Annotated in this window: 17 protein-coding genes; 3 read left to right on the top strand and 14 right to left on the bottom strand. The window is 48.2% G+C overall.

Going from position 1 to position 16596, the window contains the following annotated elements; genetic code table 11:
• Positions 1–148: 148 nt before the first annotated feature.
• The gene (gene gltB, locus MGMO_RS15565) at positions 149–4768 is read left to right on the top strand and encodes a glutamate synthase large subunit (protein ID WP_023496022.1); all 4620 of its coding nucleotides are present in this window, start codon (positions 149–151) and stop codon (positions 4766–4768) included.
• 24 nt (positions 4769–4792) lie between these two features.
• Positions 4793–6235: a glutamate synthase subunit beta gene (locus MGMO_RS15560; RefSeq protein WP_023496021.1), complete on the top strand. Its 1443-nt coding sequence runs from the start codon at positions 4793–4795 to the stop codon at positions 6233–6235.
• A gap of 62 nt (positions 6236–6297) precedes the next feature.
• Here MGMO_RS15560 and MGMO_RS15555 read toward each other — a convergent pair whose 3' ends face one another.
• The 9 genes from MGMO_RS15555 to MGMO_RS15515 all read right to left on the bottom strand — a co-directional run bounded on the left by MGMO_RS15555 (position 6298) and on the right by MGMO_RS15515 (position 11083).
• On the bottom strand, positions 6298–6891 hold the full coding sequence (locus MGMO_RS15555; RefSeq protein ID WP_023496020.1) for a DUF4166 domain-containing protein: 594 nt from the start codon (positions 6889–6891) through the stop codon (positions 6298–6300).
• Positions 6892–7081: 190 nt separating this feature from the next.
• On the bottom strand, positions 7082–7339 hold the full coding sequence (locus MGMO_RS20365) for a hypothetical protein (protein WP_023496019.1): 258 nt from the start codon (positions 7337–7339) through the stop codon (positions 7082–7084).
• Between the two features lie 29 nt (positions 7340–7368).
• Positions 7369–7767 (bottom strand): hypothetical protein, encoded by a 399-nt coding sequence (locus MGMO_RS15545; protein ID WP_161808510.1) that lies wholly within the window; start codon positions 7765–7767, stop codon positions 7369–7371.
• Positions 7768–7788: 21 nt separating this feature from the next.
• Positions 7789–8256, bottom strand: coding sequence for a DUF2269 family protein (locus tag MGMO_RS15540; RefSeq protein WP_023496017.1), 468 nt, complete (start codon positions 8254–8256; stop codon positions 7789–7791).
• Entirely contained in the window at positions 8253–8627 is a 375-nt protein-coding gene (locus MGMO_RS15535; RefSeq protein ID WP_023496016.1) for a DoxX-like family protein, read from the bottom strand. The genes MGMO_RS15540 and MGMO_RS15535 overlap by 4 nt, the downstream gene beginning before the upstream one ends.
• Positions 8614–9501, bottom strand: a complete 888-nt coding sequence (locus MGMO_RS15530) for an NAD-dependent epimerase/dehydratase family protein (RefSeq protein WP_023496015.1) — start codon at positions 9499–9501, stop codon at positions 8614–8616. Before MGMO_RS15530 ends, MGMO_RS15535 begins: the two co-directional genes overlap by 14 nt.
• Before the next feature lie 24 nt (positions 9502–9525).
• Positions 9526–9999, bottom strand: coding sequence for a hypothetical protein (locus MGMO_RS15525; RefSeq protein ID WP_023496014.1), 474 nt, complete (start codon positions 9997–9999; stop codon positions 9526–9528).
• Positions 10000–10007: 8 nt separating this feature from the next.
• On the bottom strand, positions 10008–10472 hold the full coding sequence (locus tag MGMO_RS15520; protein ID WP_023496013.1) for a thiol-disulfide oxidoreductase DCC family protein: 465 nt from the start codon (positions 10470–10472) through the stop codon (positions 10008–10010).
• Positions 10473–10534: 62 nt separating this feature from the next.
• A complete protein-coding gene (locus MGMO_RS15515; RefSeq protein WP_023496012.1) occupies positions 10535–11083 on the bottom strand; it encodes a GbsR/MarR family transcriptional regulator in 549 nt (182 codons plus the stop codon).
• 231 nt (positions 11084–11314) lie between these two features.
• Between MGMO_RS15515 and MGMO_RS15510 the strand changes: the two genes are divergently transcribed.
• Entirely contained in the window at positions 11315–12715 is a 1401-nt protein-coding gene (locus MGMO_RS15510; protein ID WP_023496011.1) for a mannose-1-phosphate guanylyltransferase/mannose-6-phosphate isomerase, read from the top strand.
• A 136-nt stretch (positions 12716–12851) separates the two neighbouring features.
• Here MGMO_RS15510 and waaA read toward each other — a convergent pair whose 3' ends face one another.
• From waaA to rpsF, 5 genes are all read right to left on the bottom strand, one after another.
• The gene (gene waaA / locus MGMO_RS15505; protein WP_023496010.1) at positions 12852–14120 is read right to left on the bottom strand and encodes a lipid IV(A) 3-deoxy-D-manno-octulosonic acid transferase; all 1269 of its coding nucleotides are present in this window, start codon (positions 14118–14120) and stop codon (positions 12852–12854) included.
• An 82-nt stretch (positions 14121–14202) separates the two neighbouring features.
• Positions 14203–14652 (bottom strand): 50S ribosomal protein L9, encoded by a 450-nt coding sequence (gene rplI, locus MGMO_RS15500; RefSeq protein ID WP_023496009.1) that lies wholly within the window; start codon positions 14650–14652, stop codon positions 14203–14205.
• A gap of 48 nt (positions 14653–14700) precedes the next feature.
• Positions 14701–15588, bottom strand: coding sequence for a YybS family protein (locus MGMO_RS15495; protein ID WP_023496008.1), 888 nt, complete (start codon positions 15586–15588; stop codon positions 14701–14703).
• 13 nt (positions 15589–15601) lie between these two features.
• Complete coding sequence (gene rpsR / locus MGMO_RS15490; RefSeq protein ID WP_023496007.1) at positions 15602–15826, bottom strand: 30S ribosomal protein S18; 225 nt, start codon at positions 15824–15826, stop codon at positions 15602–15604.
• Between the two features lie 20 nt (positions 15827–15846).
• Positions 15847–16326, bottom strand: a complete 480-nt coding sequence (gene rpsF, locus MGMO_RS15485) for a 30S ribosomal protein S6 (protein WP_023496006.1) — start codon at positions 16324–16326, stop codon at positions 15847–15849.
• Positions 16327–16596: the final 270 nt, after the last annotated feature.

The raw sequence follows: 16596 nt of genomic DNA, 5'->3' as shown, positions 1-16596 counted from the left end.
AAAGACTGCGTGACAAAAATCCATGAAATCTGTACAATTTAGTGGTTTTGCCGCATATTGCCCTTTGGAAAAACTACCAAAATGGTTTGCAGCACAAGGGTTTACAGGGAAGTCTTAGCCCTTAGATCAACATACTTCAGAGGTATCCATGAGTCAAAGTAATCTACCGCCTAGACAAGGTTTATATGACCCGCGCAACGAACATGATGCATGCGGCGTGGGCTTCATCGTCCATATTAAAGGGCAAAAAAGCCATGCGATTGTACGCCAGGGTTTGGACTTACTTGAAAATCTGACCCATCGCGGCGCAGTTGGCGCAGACCCCTGTGCCGGCGATGGCGCTGGAATTCTACTGCAAATCCCCGATGCTTTTTTCCAAGACGAATGCGGAAAGCTGGGTATTTCCCTGCCTGCAGCCGGAGAATATGCAGTTGGCATGGTATTTTTACCCCGCAATCAAGCGGATCGCGCTACCTGCGAAAACTTATTCGCACAATTTGTTGCCCAAGAAAAGGCTACCCTGCTTGGCTGGCGCGACGTGCCGGTCGATAACAATAATCTGGGCTATTCGGTCAAACCAGTCGAACCGTTTATACGCCAGGTTTTTATCGGTCGGGGTGTGGATTGCACCGACCAAGATGCCTTCGAGCGCAAGTTGTTCGTCATCCGCAAACAGGTAGAGAATGCTGTCAGTGACTTAAAACTGGACGGTGGGCACGCTTTTTACGTGCCTTCGTTGTCGTCTCGGACTATCGTTTACAAAGGGATGTTGCTTGCCAATCAGGTGGGTTCTTTTTATCCCGAATTGAATGATAATCGTATTTCCAGCGCCTTGGCGTTGGTGCATCAACGCTTTTCCACCAACACCTTCCCTACCTGGGATTTGGCGCACCCGTTTCGCATGATCGCCCACAATGGTGAAATCAACACCTTGACGGGCAATGTTAACTGGATGGCGGCGCGCCGTCATTCCATTGCGTCTACCATATTGGGAGATGACATCCACAAATTATGGCCTTTGATCGCTAAAGGGCAATCAGATTCGGCCTGCTTTGACAATGCTTTGGAATTGCTGGTCGCCGGCGGTTATTCAATGGCGCACGCCATGATGTTGCTGATTCCAGAGGCGTGGGCCGGAAACGACTTGATGGACGAAAAACAACGGGCATTTTACGAATACAATGCCGCCCTAATGGAACCTTGGGACGGCCCTGCCGCCGTCGCCTTCACCGATGGTCGGCAAATCGGCGCCACCCTGGATCGCAACGGCCTAAGGCCCGCCCGCTATCTGGTTACGGATGACGATTTTGTCATCATGGCCTCGGAAATGGGTGTGATTGAAGTGCCTCAACATAAAATCATCAAAAAATGGCGTTTACAACCCGGCAAAATGTTGTTGATCGACATTGAGCAAGGACGAATCATTGATGATGCCGAATTGAAAGCCCAATTGGCGCAGGCGCACCCCTACTCAGATTGGCTCAGCAAAACCCAGATTCATCTTGCCAAACTGCCGCCGGAAATTGCTGCGATGGCACCCGATACCCATACCTTGCTGGACAGGCAACAAGCTTTTGGTTATACCCAGGAAGACATCGAGTTTTTGATAAAACCGATGGCGCTGACCGGGCAGGAAGCTATCAGCTCGATGGGCATAGATGTCGCCCTAGCGGTGCTGTCCGACCGCCCACGTATGTTGTATGACTATTTCAAACAAGGTTTTGCCCAAGTCACCAATCCGGCAATCGACCCTATACGTGAAGAATTAGTCATGTCCTTGGTCTCGTTTATTGGCCCACGTCCCAACCTGCTGGGTTTGGACGAAGGCGGGACGCACATGCGGCTCGAGGTGGAGCAACCCATCCTGACAAACCAGGATCTAGAAAAAATCCGCCGTATTGAAACCCGCACGGACGGTGCATTCAAGACCAAGACATTAAGCCTATCCTATCCAACTGATTTAGGTGCGAGCGGGATGGAAGCGGCACTCGATAGGCTTTGCGAAGCCGCAAAACGGGCGGTGGAAGACGGCAGCAACATCCTAGCGCTTTCAGATCGGGACATGGACGCTACCCATGTTGCGATTCCCGCCTTATTGGGCACATCTGCAGTCCACCACTTCCTGACACGTGAAGGCTTACGTACTAAAGTCGGCTTAGTCATTGAAACGGGCGAAGCCAGGGAAGTCCAACATTTTGCGTTGCTTGCGGGTTATGGCGCAGAAGCGATCAACCCTTATCTGGCTTTTGACACCCTTTCCAACCTTTGCGAAAAAATGCCTGGGTTGACCGAATATGAAGCGCATAAGCGCTACGTGAAAGCCATCTCCAAAGGCATACTGAAAGTCATGTCCAAAATGGGCATTTCAACTTACCAATCCTATTGCGGCGCCCAAATTTTTAATGCCGTTGGATTATCAGAACCCTTTTTAGAAAAATATTTCACGGGCACAACCAGCACCACCGAAGGTGCTGGACTAGCTGAAATTAGCGAAGAAACCGTACGCCGTCATCGACTTGCGTTTGGTAACGCGCCTTTGCTGAGGGATGCCCTGGACGTGGGCGGTGAATACGCTTACCGGATTCGCGGTGAAGCGCACGCCTGGACGCCTGCCTCTATCAGCAAACTGCAACATGCCACACGCAGCAACAGCCGTGAGCAATTTGAGGAATTCTGCCGCTTGATCGACGAGCAAAACGAGATGCTCCTGACCTTGCGCGGCTTGATGACGTTTAAGGAAGACGGCAAACCCATTCCATTGGATGAAGTCGAGTCGGCAGCCGACATCGTCAAACGCTTTGCGACCGGCGCCATGTCGTTCGGGTCGATTTCCTACGAAGCCCACACCACCTTGGCGATTGCCATGAACCGTATCGGCGGCAAATCGAACACAGGTGAAGGCGGAGAGCTATCGGAGCGTTTCAAACCTTTGGCGAATGGCGATTCCATGCGTTCGGCCATCAAGCAGGTTGCATCCGGGCGTTTCGGCGTGACCACCGAATACCTAGTCAATGCGGATGATCTCCAGATAAAAATTAGCCAAGGTGCCAAACCGGGTGAAGGTGGGCAATTGCCCGGACACAAAGTGGATGCTGTGATCGCAAAAGTCCGCCATTCCACGCAAGGCGTCGGTTTAATATCCCCGCCCCCACACCACGACATCTACTCAATTGAAGATTTGGCGCAGCTTATCCACGACTTGAAAAATGTCAACCCAAATGCCAGAATCAGCGTCAAGCTCGTTTCCGAGGTAGGAATTGGCACGGTGGCGGCGGGTGTGGCTAAAGCCCACGCCGACCATGTGACCATTGCCGGATATGATGGCGGTACCGGTGCAAGCCCAATGACATCCATTAAACATGCCGGCTTACCCTGGGAAATTGGCCTTGCCGAAACCCATCAAACCCTGGTGCTTAACAAGTTACGGGGACGTATTGCCGTACAAGTTGACGGCGGGTTACGCACAGGTCGTGATGTGATAATCGGCGCGTTATTGGGTGCCGATGAGTTTGGCTTCGCTACCGCACCGTTGATTGTTTCCGGTTGCATAATGATGCGTAAATGCCATCTTAACACCTGTCCAGTAGGCGTTGCGACGCAAGACCCAGAGCTCAGGAAACGTTTCACCGGGCAACCTGAACATGTGGTCAATTATTTCTTCCTGGTTGCTGAGGATGTCCGCCGTTGGATGGCGAAATTGGGCTTCCGCACCATCAACGAAATGATAGGCCGCTCGGATAAGCTTAATATGCAACCCGCCCTTGCCCATTGGAAATCCCAGGGACTTGATTTCAGCCGAATTTTTTACAAACCGCCCGTTGACGAAAGCACGGCGGTTTACCAATGCGAAGTACAGGATCATGGCTTGGCAAACGCCCTGGACCATGAACTGATTAAGCAGGCGAAACCCGCTTTGGAAAACGGAAAACCCGTAGAAATCAACATCCCAATCCGTAACATCAATCGCACGTTTGGTGCGATGTTATCAGGCGAAGTTGCCAAACGCTATGGACATAACGGCTTGCCGGACGATACCATTGCTATCCGCGTCAATGGCACAGCCGGACAAAGCTTTGGTGCGTTTTTAGCCCAAGGCATCAGTATCCAGCTGGAAGGCGATGGTAATGATTATGTCGGCAAAGGCATGAGCGGCGGACGTATCGCCATCTTGCCACCCAAGGATTGCAAGATTAATCCAGCTGAAAACATTATCGTGGGCAATACCGTTTTATACGGGGCGATCAGTGGCGAATGTTATTTTAATGGCGTGGCGGGCGAACGCTTCGCTGTCCGTAACTCCGGCGCGATTGCTGTTGTGGAAGGCGTAGGCGACCACGGCTGCGAATACATGACCGGCGGCGTGGTAGTCGTTCTCGGCTCAACGGGGCGAAATTTTGCCGCCGGTATGTCCGGTGGGATCGCTTATGTATTGGATGAAAACGGCGACTTCAACAAACGTTGCAATATGGCGATGGTCGAACTGGAACCCATCCCAGCGGAAGATGAGGCACTGGAAGCCACTGCCCATCAGGGCGGCGATATGGAAACACACGGTCGCGTGCGTATCATGTCCGATATGACCCGCAATGATGCATTTAGGCTAAAACTTTTAGTGCAAAACCACAAACATTATACCGGCAGCCAACGCGCCCAACATATTCTGGAAAATTGGTCGGAATACCTGCCGCGTTTTGTCAAAGTCATGCCAGTTGATTACCGTGAAGCCCTTAAACAAATTCAGGCATTGCAAACTTCCGCAGCCGCATAAAATTTCAAATAGAAGGTATTAAAGATGGGTAAACCAACGGGGTTTATGGAAATCGCTCGCGCTGACCGCCGCTATGCGCCAGCGAGTGAGCGCATCAAGCATTATCGGGAATTTACCCTTGTACCATCTGATGCGGAAATGTCCCAGCAAGGCGCGCGCTGCATGGATTGCGGCATCCCTTATTGCCATAACGGTTGTCCAGTTAACAATATCATCCCAGACTGGAATGAAATGGTGCATCGGGGCGATTGGCAAAATGCCTTGGCTATCTTGCACAGTACCAACAACTTCCCTGAATTCACCGGACGCATCTGCCCCGCCCCCTGCGAAGCGTCTTGTACGCTAAACCTGACCGATCAACCCGTCACCATCAAGTCAATCGAATGCGCCATCATCGATAAAGGCTGGGAAATGGGTTGGGTTAAACCCCAAATTCCTGCAAAAAAAACAAGCAAACGAGTTGCCGTGATTGGTTCTGGCCCGTCTGGATTGGCTTGTGCCCAACAACTCGCCCGAGCCGGACATGATGTGGTCGTGTATGAAAAAAATGACCGTATTGGCGGATTGCTACGTTATGGCATTCCCGATTTCAAGATGGAAAAACGCCTTATCGATAAACGCATTGCCCAAATGCAAGCGGAGGGCGTGAAATTCAGGCCAAACAGCCATATTGGGGGGAACATCCCTGCACAAAAACTGCTTTCGGATTTTGATGCGGTGGTATTGGCAGTCGGTTCGGAAAAACCGCGCGACCTGGAAGTGCAAGGGCGTAATGAACTGGACGGCATCCATTTCGCCATGGATTTCCTGCGGCAACAAAACAAGCGCAATGCAGGTGACTCCATCCCTGATGAAACCGCCATCAGCGCCAAAGCTAAGCATGTAGTCGTCATCGGCGGCGGCGACACCGGTTCGGACTGTATTGGCACGTCCATACGTCAAGGTGCGGCATCCGTCACGCAGATAGAAATCCTGCCTAAGCCTCCGGAAAAAGAGAACAAAATGATGACGTGGCCGCTTTGGCCCAACAAGCTACGCACCTCATCCTCACAGGAAGAAGGCTGCGAGCGGCATTGGAGCGTCAATACGACTAGCGTCACCGGTAAAGACGGCAAAGTTACCCACCTTAACGCCATCCAAGTTGAATGGAAACAAGAAAACGGCCAATGGAAAATGAGCGATAAGCCTGATAGCGCATTTACCCTACAAGCCGATCTCGTTCTTTTGGCTATGGGTTTCGTCCACCCCGTGCATGATGGATTACTGCAAGAACTCGGCGTAGAACGCGATCCACGCGGCAACATCAAGGCCAATGAAAAACAATACCAAACTTCAATAGACAAAGTCTTCGCTGCGGGCGACGGACGACGCGGACAATCGCTAGTCGTATGGGCTATACGCGAAGGCAGGCAGGCCGCTCGCGCAGTCGATGAATATTTGATGGGCTATTCGGAATTGCCTAGGTAACATGTTCTGAACAAAGCGAAGCGCATAAATCGCAAACAATGCGCCCCTCGTTCCGGCATCTCCTATGGATTTAGATTAAAAACACCTCCGTAGCTGTACGTTACGCCAAACAGCGGATGGTTAATTTTAAAATCCAGATCAAAGCTGTGATCAGAAAGCGCAGTTTCTATAATCGTTGCATGACCTAGAAACAACACATCAGGAATTGGTATTTTAATGTTACCGATTTGCCATAAGTGGCCATTACTACGATAAACCAACATGTCGTTTTCAACGGTCAGTTTCAAATTAAGTCCGAAACCGAAGCCTACAAATTCAATCAATTCATTGCCTTGTTGATATTCCATCCGCGAGGCAAATACAGTGCTTTTGCCATTGTCTGCGTGGATAGTGCGCTTCCAAAACAATGTATCGGGTTTATCAGCCTTAATCCATTTTTCGACACAAGCACTCATGTTGTTGCCTTTCATGTCAATTAATCCGCCCATCAAGCGGGTGATGAACAACATTGGCCAAACAAACTTAGGATAGTTAACATACATTGTCCCAGTCACCATTAGATGATCGTCTTGCAGTTGGTAATGCCGTTGGATGACTGGAGGTAAATGATGCCAGTTATCGCCCAGAACTTTTTGCATAAGTGGTGTAGTGCTCATATTGACTTTGACTCACAATAGTTACGTAACCCTAGTAGACATTTGTTAGTTACATACCGAAAATAGCTAACTGAAATCGTTTCAGTCAAATAATCAAATATCCCGCAACGGGTTTGAAGCAAATACCGAAAACGAACTCGTGTTTGTTCTTCATTAATAGTATCGAATATCCATAATCCAGCAAATTTCGCTAAATACCAAGGGACACCATCTTAATTGCCGCATTCTTGGGTGGCTTAACTTGAACAAATTCTACAACCATTTCCATACCAAGTTTTGAACGGACAGAGACTTGTCCGCCAATACACGCGGAATATTCGCCATCGCCAATCATTTTCAAACTATCGGAAAAAGGATCCCAATCGTATCTGACCGAATAGTCTTGTGATATTCGATAAACTTCATCGCGTGGCAATCCAATACCGATACTTGCTTCAATGATTGGCACTTTGTTACGCCTTAAGTTAAAAGGGCTATTTATTCTTGTGGGTTCGATTGCCACGGATTATCAGCTTGCAGCCCTTTTTTGGGGATGGACTGCATAATTTGGAAACCGATTGCCCCAAGCGATAGGAACATGCCAGTCAAGATACAACCTAAGGCGCTTTTAAAGAAGATAAAGCTGGCTTCTGAAACTATTCCCGATTTGCCGAAAATAAATACGGTTAACAGAGGGGTAATGACCAGCATGACGTTTAGATAGGAAATCCAGAATTTAGCCCTGGCTTCGGTGCCGCACAATTCCAAGATTAACTGGTACAAATCCTTCGATAAAGTAAAAATTACAAAACCGCTGACGGTAAGACTTAAAGTGACTTCTATAACAAATAATGACAATTCGCCCATTTTCTTTTCCTCAACTATTAAATTACCCATAAAACAAGATGGCATTCGGCCTTATACCGGCTTAAACACCATCAACCAATAAACGCCCAACATTGCAATGAACGCAGGATAGCCCAGCCATTCCCAATAGTTGGCATATTGCCAATACTGGTCTGGAAGTCCGGCGTTTTTCTTTGCAGCAACCATCGCCATGTCTGCCATACGCAATTGTAGCCAGACCACCGGAAGCCAACAGATACCAGCCAGGGCGTAACAGGCATAAGTCCACAATAACCAAGTTTGGGTCATCGTGAAGCCCGCCATTGAAATCATCGCAAAGCCCGTCAACGGTTGGATGATGACGGCTGGGGTGGTAAACCAAAAATCAGCCTTTACGACCAGCCTTGCAACTTCCGAAATAGCCTGGATGTTGCGCGTCCGGTGAGTAAAGTACAGGTAGAACGCGCTGCCAAAGCCCGTGCCGACCAGCAACACGCTAGATAGAATATGTGCCCATTTCAAGATCAAATAAGTGCTCATTGTGTTGTGCCTTCGTATTTGTAAAGTAGCCAAAGTAGGGTTAAAAACGGAATGTTCTTCAAAATCGGGCCGAACGGGTGCAGCCAGAATTCGGGTAGCCAGATTGAAATAACCACCGTGTAGATCAATACGAGTACTGCCTGCCCTTGCCATAAGGCTTTACTGGGTATTAATAACGTCATAATCCCAAAGGTAATATCTGCTGCTGATCCTAGATAAAGTGCCGCTAATGCGGATTGACCCACTATGCCGATGCGGGCAAGCAAAGCGAAACTGTCTTGTTGCGGGTAAATGCCTATCGACAATACGCCCGTGACCAGCCACACAATGGCAAGGCTGTATCGGATTAGCCGGATGTCAGCCGTTTGCATGGGTGCAGTCCGGGTTAACAAAAGCTCGATAGCTTCTCGGCGATCGTCCAAGTAATTTTGTAAAACCTGTTGTATCTCCCGTATTCCCTGCATTCAACATGGTCAAAGTATCACTGCATAATGGGCTTGCAGGCATGAAATCGCCAACTCGTGCGGAAAGCCCGACAAGGATCGAAGGAATGCTGAGATGCAAGGCTTTGGAATGCCCCATTTGTTGCCGATAGCTGTCCAGCATGCCGCGCATGTCGGTAGCCTCCAAGCCAACGCAAGCAACAGTTTGGCTTTGGGCATCGGGATCGCTAAGCCAACGGTTGACGGCTGCACAAATATCGTCGATGTGGACGGGTTGCAGGCGTTGTTTACCGCCAGCGGCCAAGGTATGGATAGTCAATCCTGCCAACAACCGGAACATTTTGGCGCTGGCACCGTCTTCGCCGTAGATCACGGAAGGCCGCAAGATTAACCATTTTATCTCGTCTGGTAAGGCGTTAAGGAAGGCTTCCGGCGCGCGTCGGGTTTGGAAATAAGGCGTTTCAATGCCCTTATCCACACCTAATGCGGAGACTTGCACGACGCGTTTAACCCCCGCTTCCCGGCAAGCCGAAAACAAGGCGATAGGCGTTCGCTCATGCAGTAGCGCCATGGGTTGCTTAGCACTGTCGCGCAATACGCCGACCGCATTGATTACCGCGTCGATTCCGGCAAGTTTTGGCAACCAGGCTTCTTTAGTGGTGTCTTTGCAAAAATCGACCGCAATGTCGTCCGGTAGTGTGGGTTTGCGGACACCGCGAATAACGGTGTGCCCTGCCGCCCGTAATGAGGTTGTTAAATGTCGGCCAACAAAGCCAGTTGCGCCGCAGATTAGGATTTTCATGCTATTTCTCCAGAAATAATCGAATTAATTTGCCTTAAAAATTGTTCCAAATAGATAATCCGAACCTGTTTGCCTTTTTATCTCAAACAACAAATGCAAATAAGTCGGCACGTATAAAATTCCAGCCCCAAAGAGTGCTATGCCTGTTGTTGTCTTGAGTTCAGCGAAAATCCTGACAGCAATTGACAATACAAACCCTGTAAAAGCAAAAAGGTTAATTGCCTTATTCAGTGTTTTACCGTTCTCAAATTCCCTTGTCATTACATCAGCATAAATATGCCAAAATGAATAGAAAGACAAAAAAGCCAGTAAACCAGTTAGGCAAGAGAAAATTTCCAATAAGAACGACAGATTAAAAACAAAGTGTTGCTCTGCTTTATAGACAAATAAAGGGATAAAACAACCAAAGAACACTATCAAACCAAACAAGCTGGGCAGTAGAAGCAACAAAGCTTCTAATACCAATAACGTCCGACTTAAGAGACTAACTGTTAGCATGGCTAGATTTATTCTGAAATAATGCAACGGCCTTTGCTACATAACCGGCTTCGCTTCTCCGCCTTCCGTGCCGCATGTTTACTCCAAAGTCCAAACAATTCCGGTAATCCAATTTTCGACAATGTGTAACGGTGCTTGACCACCCAAGGATAAAGCCGTTCCGCCCAAGGCCGGGTAATAGGGCTGCCCCACAATTTGGCGATGGATGCCATGCCCACGGTTTGGTAAATCACCTCAAAGGCTTCTACGCCGACCAGCCAGTTTCCTTTAGCATCTTGGGCATGTAGGCGGTTCATCATCAGATTTCTGTTTATGCCTTCCCTTTTGAAAGGCGCATCGTCAAATTCCGGTGCGGAGCAATCAATCAAGATCAATTTGTCTTCGTGGTCATGGATTTTGATGTTTTGCATTTCGCTGTTGCATAATCGGCATGAGGCATCGAAGTAGATGGTTAGCGGGTAGATTGTGTCCATAGTATCTCCAGTATTATCAGTTGTTTCAGTTAAAACAGAAATTAATAGGCAAAAAAATAGCCTTACTTAGCCAGGGACAGCAAGTCCTTTATTTTGCTGCCCAGTTTCAGCACTTTCATCAAAGTGCTGGGTTCCAGTTTCAGCATTTGATCTCCCCACGTTGACAGCACTTCCATAAACCCTAAGGCTTCCTTAATCCGTTGTTGTGCCTCTGCATCTTCCTTATCCAAATCAGGGCTTTCTAAGCAGTCCCGCAGCACAGAAATCGTAGGGTCGAATTCGCGTTCCTTGCGTTCATGCACGACCGTCTTAAACAACACCCACACATCACTGGACGTGGTGAAATGATCGCGCCGGTCACCCATGATATGTACGACCTGTATCAGATTCCAGTTCTGCAATTCTTTCAAACTGTTGCTGACATTAGACCGTGCCACACCCAAGGTTTCCGTGATCTCATCCGCGGGCATAGGCTTGCCGACGAAGTAGAGCAAGGCGTGAACTTGGGCGACCGTACGGTTAACCCCCCATTTCGAGCCCATTTCACCCCAGTGCAGGATAAAGCGTTGTGCCACAGGATTTAAAATCATGGCGCTATTATACATATTCATTTATTTCTGTCAATACAGAAATAAATGAATATGCAATTCCCTTATGCCGCGTCAAGCTAATATTATTATTGCCTTCGCTAGAGAAAATTGCATACGACTTATGCTGTAGCAATTAGGCATATTTGGTATTACTTCGTTATTAGACTATTGTTACCATAAAATATATTTGTAACTTGTTTATCGTATGATGCTATCCCTTAATCTTCCATCCCTTCACGAGGCAACAATTTTATGACCCCAGTAATATTATCTGGCGGTTCTGGGACAAGGCTCTGGCCCTTGTCTCGCGGCCAATATCCCAAACAATTCCTGCCGTTAGTCACCGTACATACGATGGTCCAAGAAACCATGCTCAGGTTGTCTGGGTTGGTCGGACTAAAAAATCCGATAGCCGTCTGCAATGAGGATCATCGTTTTATGATGGCCGAACAACTGTGGGAAATTGGGGTAAAGCCCGCCGTCATTATCCTGGAACCTGTCGGGAAAAATACCGCCCCTGCTGTAGCTATGGCAGCTTTATCCGCCGCGTCCCAAGATGAAGTGTTGCTGGTGTTACCTGCCGACCACGTCATTACCAATAATAGCGCGTTTCATTCGGCTATAGCCCAAGCGGAAGTATTGGCCAAACAAGGCAATTTAGTCACCTTTGGCATCGTACCCACCCATCCTGAAACGGGGTACGGCTACATTAGGAAAGATTCCGCACAACTGGGCAATGCCTATAAAGTAGGGGCTTTTGTTGAAAAACCTGACTTGGTCACCGCAAAAAAATATTTAGAAAGCGGCGATTATCTATGGAACAGTGGCATGTTCGCTTTCACTGCCGGCAATTTCCTGAAAGAATTGGAAAAATTCAATCCAGAGATGTTGTCGGCCTGCACGCAAGCGCTTAGCTCAGCCAAAACCGACCTGGATTTTACTCGGCTGGACAAGGCTATCTTTTCCACCTGCCCTGCTGACTCAATAGACTACGCAGTGATGGAAAAAACCGACAAGGCGGTTGTCATCCCATTGGATGCCGGTTGGAATGACGTCGGTTCCTGGTCGGCGCTATGGGATGTCACCGAAAAGGATGCATTGGGTAACGCGATCAGTGGCGATGTCTTGACTGTTGACACCCAAAATTCTTACATCTACTCGGAGCACAAACTGGTTACGGTTATTGGAGTTGAAAATCTGGTTGTCGTTGAAACCAAGGACGCTGTCATGATCGCATCGAAGGATCGGGTGCAAGAAGTGAAACAGGTCGTCGACCAGCTTAAGCGGTTAGGTCGTAGTGAAGCCCATGTCCATAGGAAGGCTTATCGGCCTTGGGGACATTATGATTCCGTGGACAGCGGAGATCGCCACCAAACCAAGCGGATCGTCGTCAAGCCCGGTGCCAAATTGTCATTGCAAAAACACCACCACCGGGCCGAACACTGGGTGGTTGTCAAAGGCACCGCGCTGGTTACCCGGGGTGATGAACAAATTTTGCTGACCGAAAACGAATCCACTTATATCCCTTTAGGCACGGTACATAGGCTTGAGAATCCCGGCGTCATCCCTTTGGAAATTGTCGAAATTCAATCAGGCAGCTATTTGGGCGAGGACGACATTGTTCGCTTTGGGGACACGTATGGTCGTACTTAGCTTGATATCATAGACTCCGCTCGTTAGCACGAAAACGGTCAGACATGACTATGCATAACGTGCCATCAAAAATAACCTACAAACCTCAAGGTAACGCAGTGTAATCGGGAGTAACGAAATCTATCCCTCGATTACGCTACATGACATCGAGATTACTTGAAAGCATCTCACAAAGCCTATCAATACCCCCCCGGTTAGCTTGTACAAACGCCTTACCGTTATCGACAAGTAAACTGCGGTAGTAGGTATCCGAATACACAGACTGGATGGCTGTAGAAATCCCCTCTTTGTCGTGGCACTGTATCGCCGCCTTATTTGCGATGACCTTAGTCGCAATTTCGTTAAAATTAGCCATATAAGGCCCGAATAATACGGGCACGCCTACAGCAGCGGCTTCCAGTAAATTATGCCCACCGACAGGAACCATGCTGCCGCCCACAAAAGCGACATCTGCCGATGCGTAAAGCATTTTTAACTCACCCATCGTGTCGGCGAGGTAAATGTCAGTATCCAGGTTACAGGGTAGCTTCGATGTACGGGCAACAACTACTAAGTTGTTCTGGTTACATAACGAGCTAACTTCCGAAAAGCGTTCTGGATGCCTGGGGACAATTAGCAATAATAATTCTGGGATTTTTGGTTTGAGTGCTTTGTAGACATCCAAAAAAATCTGTTCTTCACCTTTGTGTGTGCTAGCGGCAAGCCAAATAAACCGACCGCTAAATGTGCCGATTTTTAATTGCTTTCCTTGCAGTATTATGTCGCCAGGTATGTCAAGGTCGAATTTAATATTGCCCACGACTATAACTTGCCCTGGTTTTGCGCCTATGGCAATAAACCGTTCGGCATCGTCTTGTGTCTGCGCCGCAACCTGTTTTACATTGGCAATCACAGGACGGATCAACGAGGCGATTTTCCTGTAACCCCGCGTCGATTTCTTCGATAGACGCGCATTGATTACATATAAAGGAATACCGTTTTCACCGCAGTAAGTAAACAGATTAGGCCAGATTTCTGTTTCCATGATAACCGCAAGTTTTGGCTTAAAGCAGCACATAAACCGTCTTACTATATTGGGTACATCATAAGGCAGATAAACATGCTCAACGGTTTCCCCAAGCACTGCACGAACGCGTGCCGACCCAGTCGGGGTCGTTGTGGTGATCAGTAGTTTTTCTTGCGGGAACTGTTGTTGTAAGCGATGCACCAAAGGAAATACGGCTTCTGCCTCTCCAACGGAAACCGCATGAAACCAGATGACATCTTTGGGGAAATATCTGTCGTAATAGCCAAAGCGTTCACGCCAACGTTGGCGATAAGCCGGGGCTTTGATGCTACGCCAAAGTAAGCGAAGCAGGATGAAGGGAATAATGAGGAAAAAAATAGCCGAATAAGCGTTTCTCATAAGGCTATTGTCTTTAACTTTTTGGCATAAAGACCAGGAATTAGGCCAAGCGGGACGCTTAGCCTATTGTTAAGCCAAAAGATTACGCTTCAGGCGCAATCTTGATCGACATCGTTACCGTGACATCGGAATGTAGGCTGATATCAACATCGTAATCGCCGACGTGCCTGATTGTGCCATTAGGTAATCGAATTTGTTGCTTTTCAACCATGCCACCCGCTTGGTTGATGGCTTCTGCAATATTATGCGTGCCCACTGAACCGAACAACCGCCCTTCATCGCCCGCCTTATGCGCGATGACGATTTCGAGTTTGCTGAGCTTGTCTGCATGGACTTGGGCGGCGGCCAATTTATCTGCCGCCGCTTTTTCAAGTTCAGCGCGACGTGCCTCAAACTCGGCTATTTTTTTGGTGGTTGCTGGCACGGCCTTGCCTTTTGGGACAAGATAATTCCTGCCATAACCGGCTTTAATACTGACCTTATCACCTAAGTTTCCTAGGTTTGCTATTTTTTCAAGAAGAATGACTTCCATTTTTATATCACCTCTCGGTATTTAACCGAATATACTGCCCTTAGGCATTCAAGTTTGATTCAATTTTCGTTTTCGTATATCCAGCCAAGTATCGCTGAAGCCCACTAACGCTACGGGTAGTAGGCTATGGGGTATCAAAAACAATGTAATGTAAAACATGGGTACTGCAAATTGGCTCATTTTCATTCTTGAAAACAGGACATGCAGCACCGCAGTGCCAATGCAGGTGTACAACACAGCCATCAGGATGGTGGTATTCCAGGCGATTTCAGACACTGCGCCAGAACTGACAACAGCGACCCCGATAATCACAATACAAACTATGCCGATCCTGGGCTGCGCTCGCAATCCCAAAAATTCTTGTTTGAAGCCGCCCGGATTGTAGAGCAAGGCTTGCCACCAACGCCCCAGAAATAAGCCCATTAACATGCTAAATACCGCACCAGCGGCTGCAATTCCGGTCATATAGGGCGCCATGAGTTCAATCATCTCTTGGGCATTCTCAATAGGTGCATTGGGCGGCACCATCCTGGGCATGACCTGCCGCCACATAGCAGCAGGATCTGTATTGAAGAGATAATAAGCAACAACGCCCAAAATGCCTATCAACACCGCTATTTCTACGGCCAATGAAATATGCCGCCCTTCCCTGAGCACGACCGAAATCAACCATATCGGCAACCACAGCACAAGCACATACAACAAAACAAACGTATACGGGACTTGCATTAAGGTTGCCAGAACACCTGCCGCCAGACTTGAAATGACAAGAATAATCAGCCCTTCATAAGCACCTTTCCTGAGCGTCACTAAAGCCACAGCCCCTGAACTCAATATGCTTAATGGCGCAAACATAAGCGATATCATCGCCAAGCTTGACGCCAATAGGATAGCCTCCAACCTGCCACGCATGATGTATGCCGCTATCCACTTCATAAGATTGTTAGCGTTACTTGTGCGCGTCGCAATAAGGCAGCAAAGCGACCATCCGCGCCCGCTTGATTGCCACGCAAAGCGCCCTTTGATTTTTAGCGCTGGTACCCGTGATACGGCTAGGGACAATCTTGCCTGTTTCCGTGATGTAATCTTTCAACAGATCAATGTCTTTGTAGTCAATTTCCGTTCCACCTTCTCCGAAACGGCTAATTTTTTTGCGTCTAATGTTACGTGCCATAATTAATCCTCGTTATCCTCTCAAATACTTTCTTCTGGTTCACTTCCTTCCACATCGAGATCTTCATCAATCAGATCGTCCAGGTCAATCTCGCCATCAATAATAGCCACCTCTGCCGCAATCACCGCCTCTTTAGCCAATAGGCCTTTCGCCCTGGCTTCAGCCGCCTTAATCTCTTCCGCCGTTGCAATAGCAATTGCGGAGACGCTTGTTATCGCAGACTTTTGCAAAAGTGTCATACTGCGCAAAATGGCATCATTGAAACGAAAACCGCTTTCTAATTCAGTGAGGGTTGCCTGATCGCATTCAATATTCATCAGGACGTAATGGGCTTTGTGGATTTTCTTGATCGGGTAAGCCAAGTGCCTACGGCCCCAATCTTCCAAACGGTGTATCCTACCAGACGCAGTTTCGATAATCGATTTGTACCTATCTATCATCGCCGGCACTTGGGCGCTTTGGTCGGGGTGAACCAAAAAGACTATCTCATAATGTCGCATAATTTTCCTTACGGTTAGCGCCTCCCATCTTCCTATGAGCGAAAATGGTGAAGCAAGGGTGGCTGGCGCAATCAAGCGCCAATAAAAAGCTTATCATTATAGCTTTTTTTATCTACATTGGAAAGATTTTAAACAAATCGATTGCAACCCTAAGAAATCTCCCCGTTGACAACCTCATCTAAACCTGTAGAATAGTCTGACTCAGCGGGACGGAAGTTCCGCGCTCTTTAACAAGTTGGCCAAAACAATGAGTGTGGGCGCTTGCGGCGG

The sequence above is a fragment of the Methyloglobulus morosus KoM1 genome, from assembly GCF_000496735.2.
Classification (GTDB): Bacteria; Pseudomonadota; Gammaproteobacteria; order Methylococcales; family Methylomonadaceae; genus Methyloglobulus; species Methyloglobulus morosus.
Note: the sequence above shows the minus strand (reverse complement) of the source record. Positions and strands in the feature narration are given on the sequence as shown.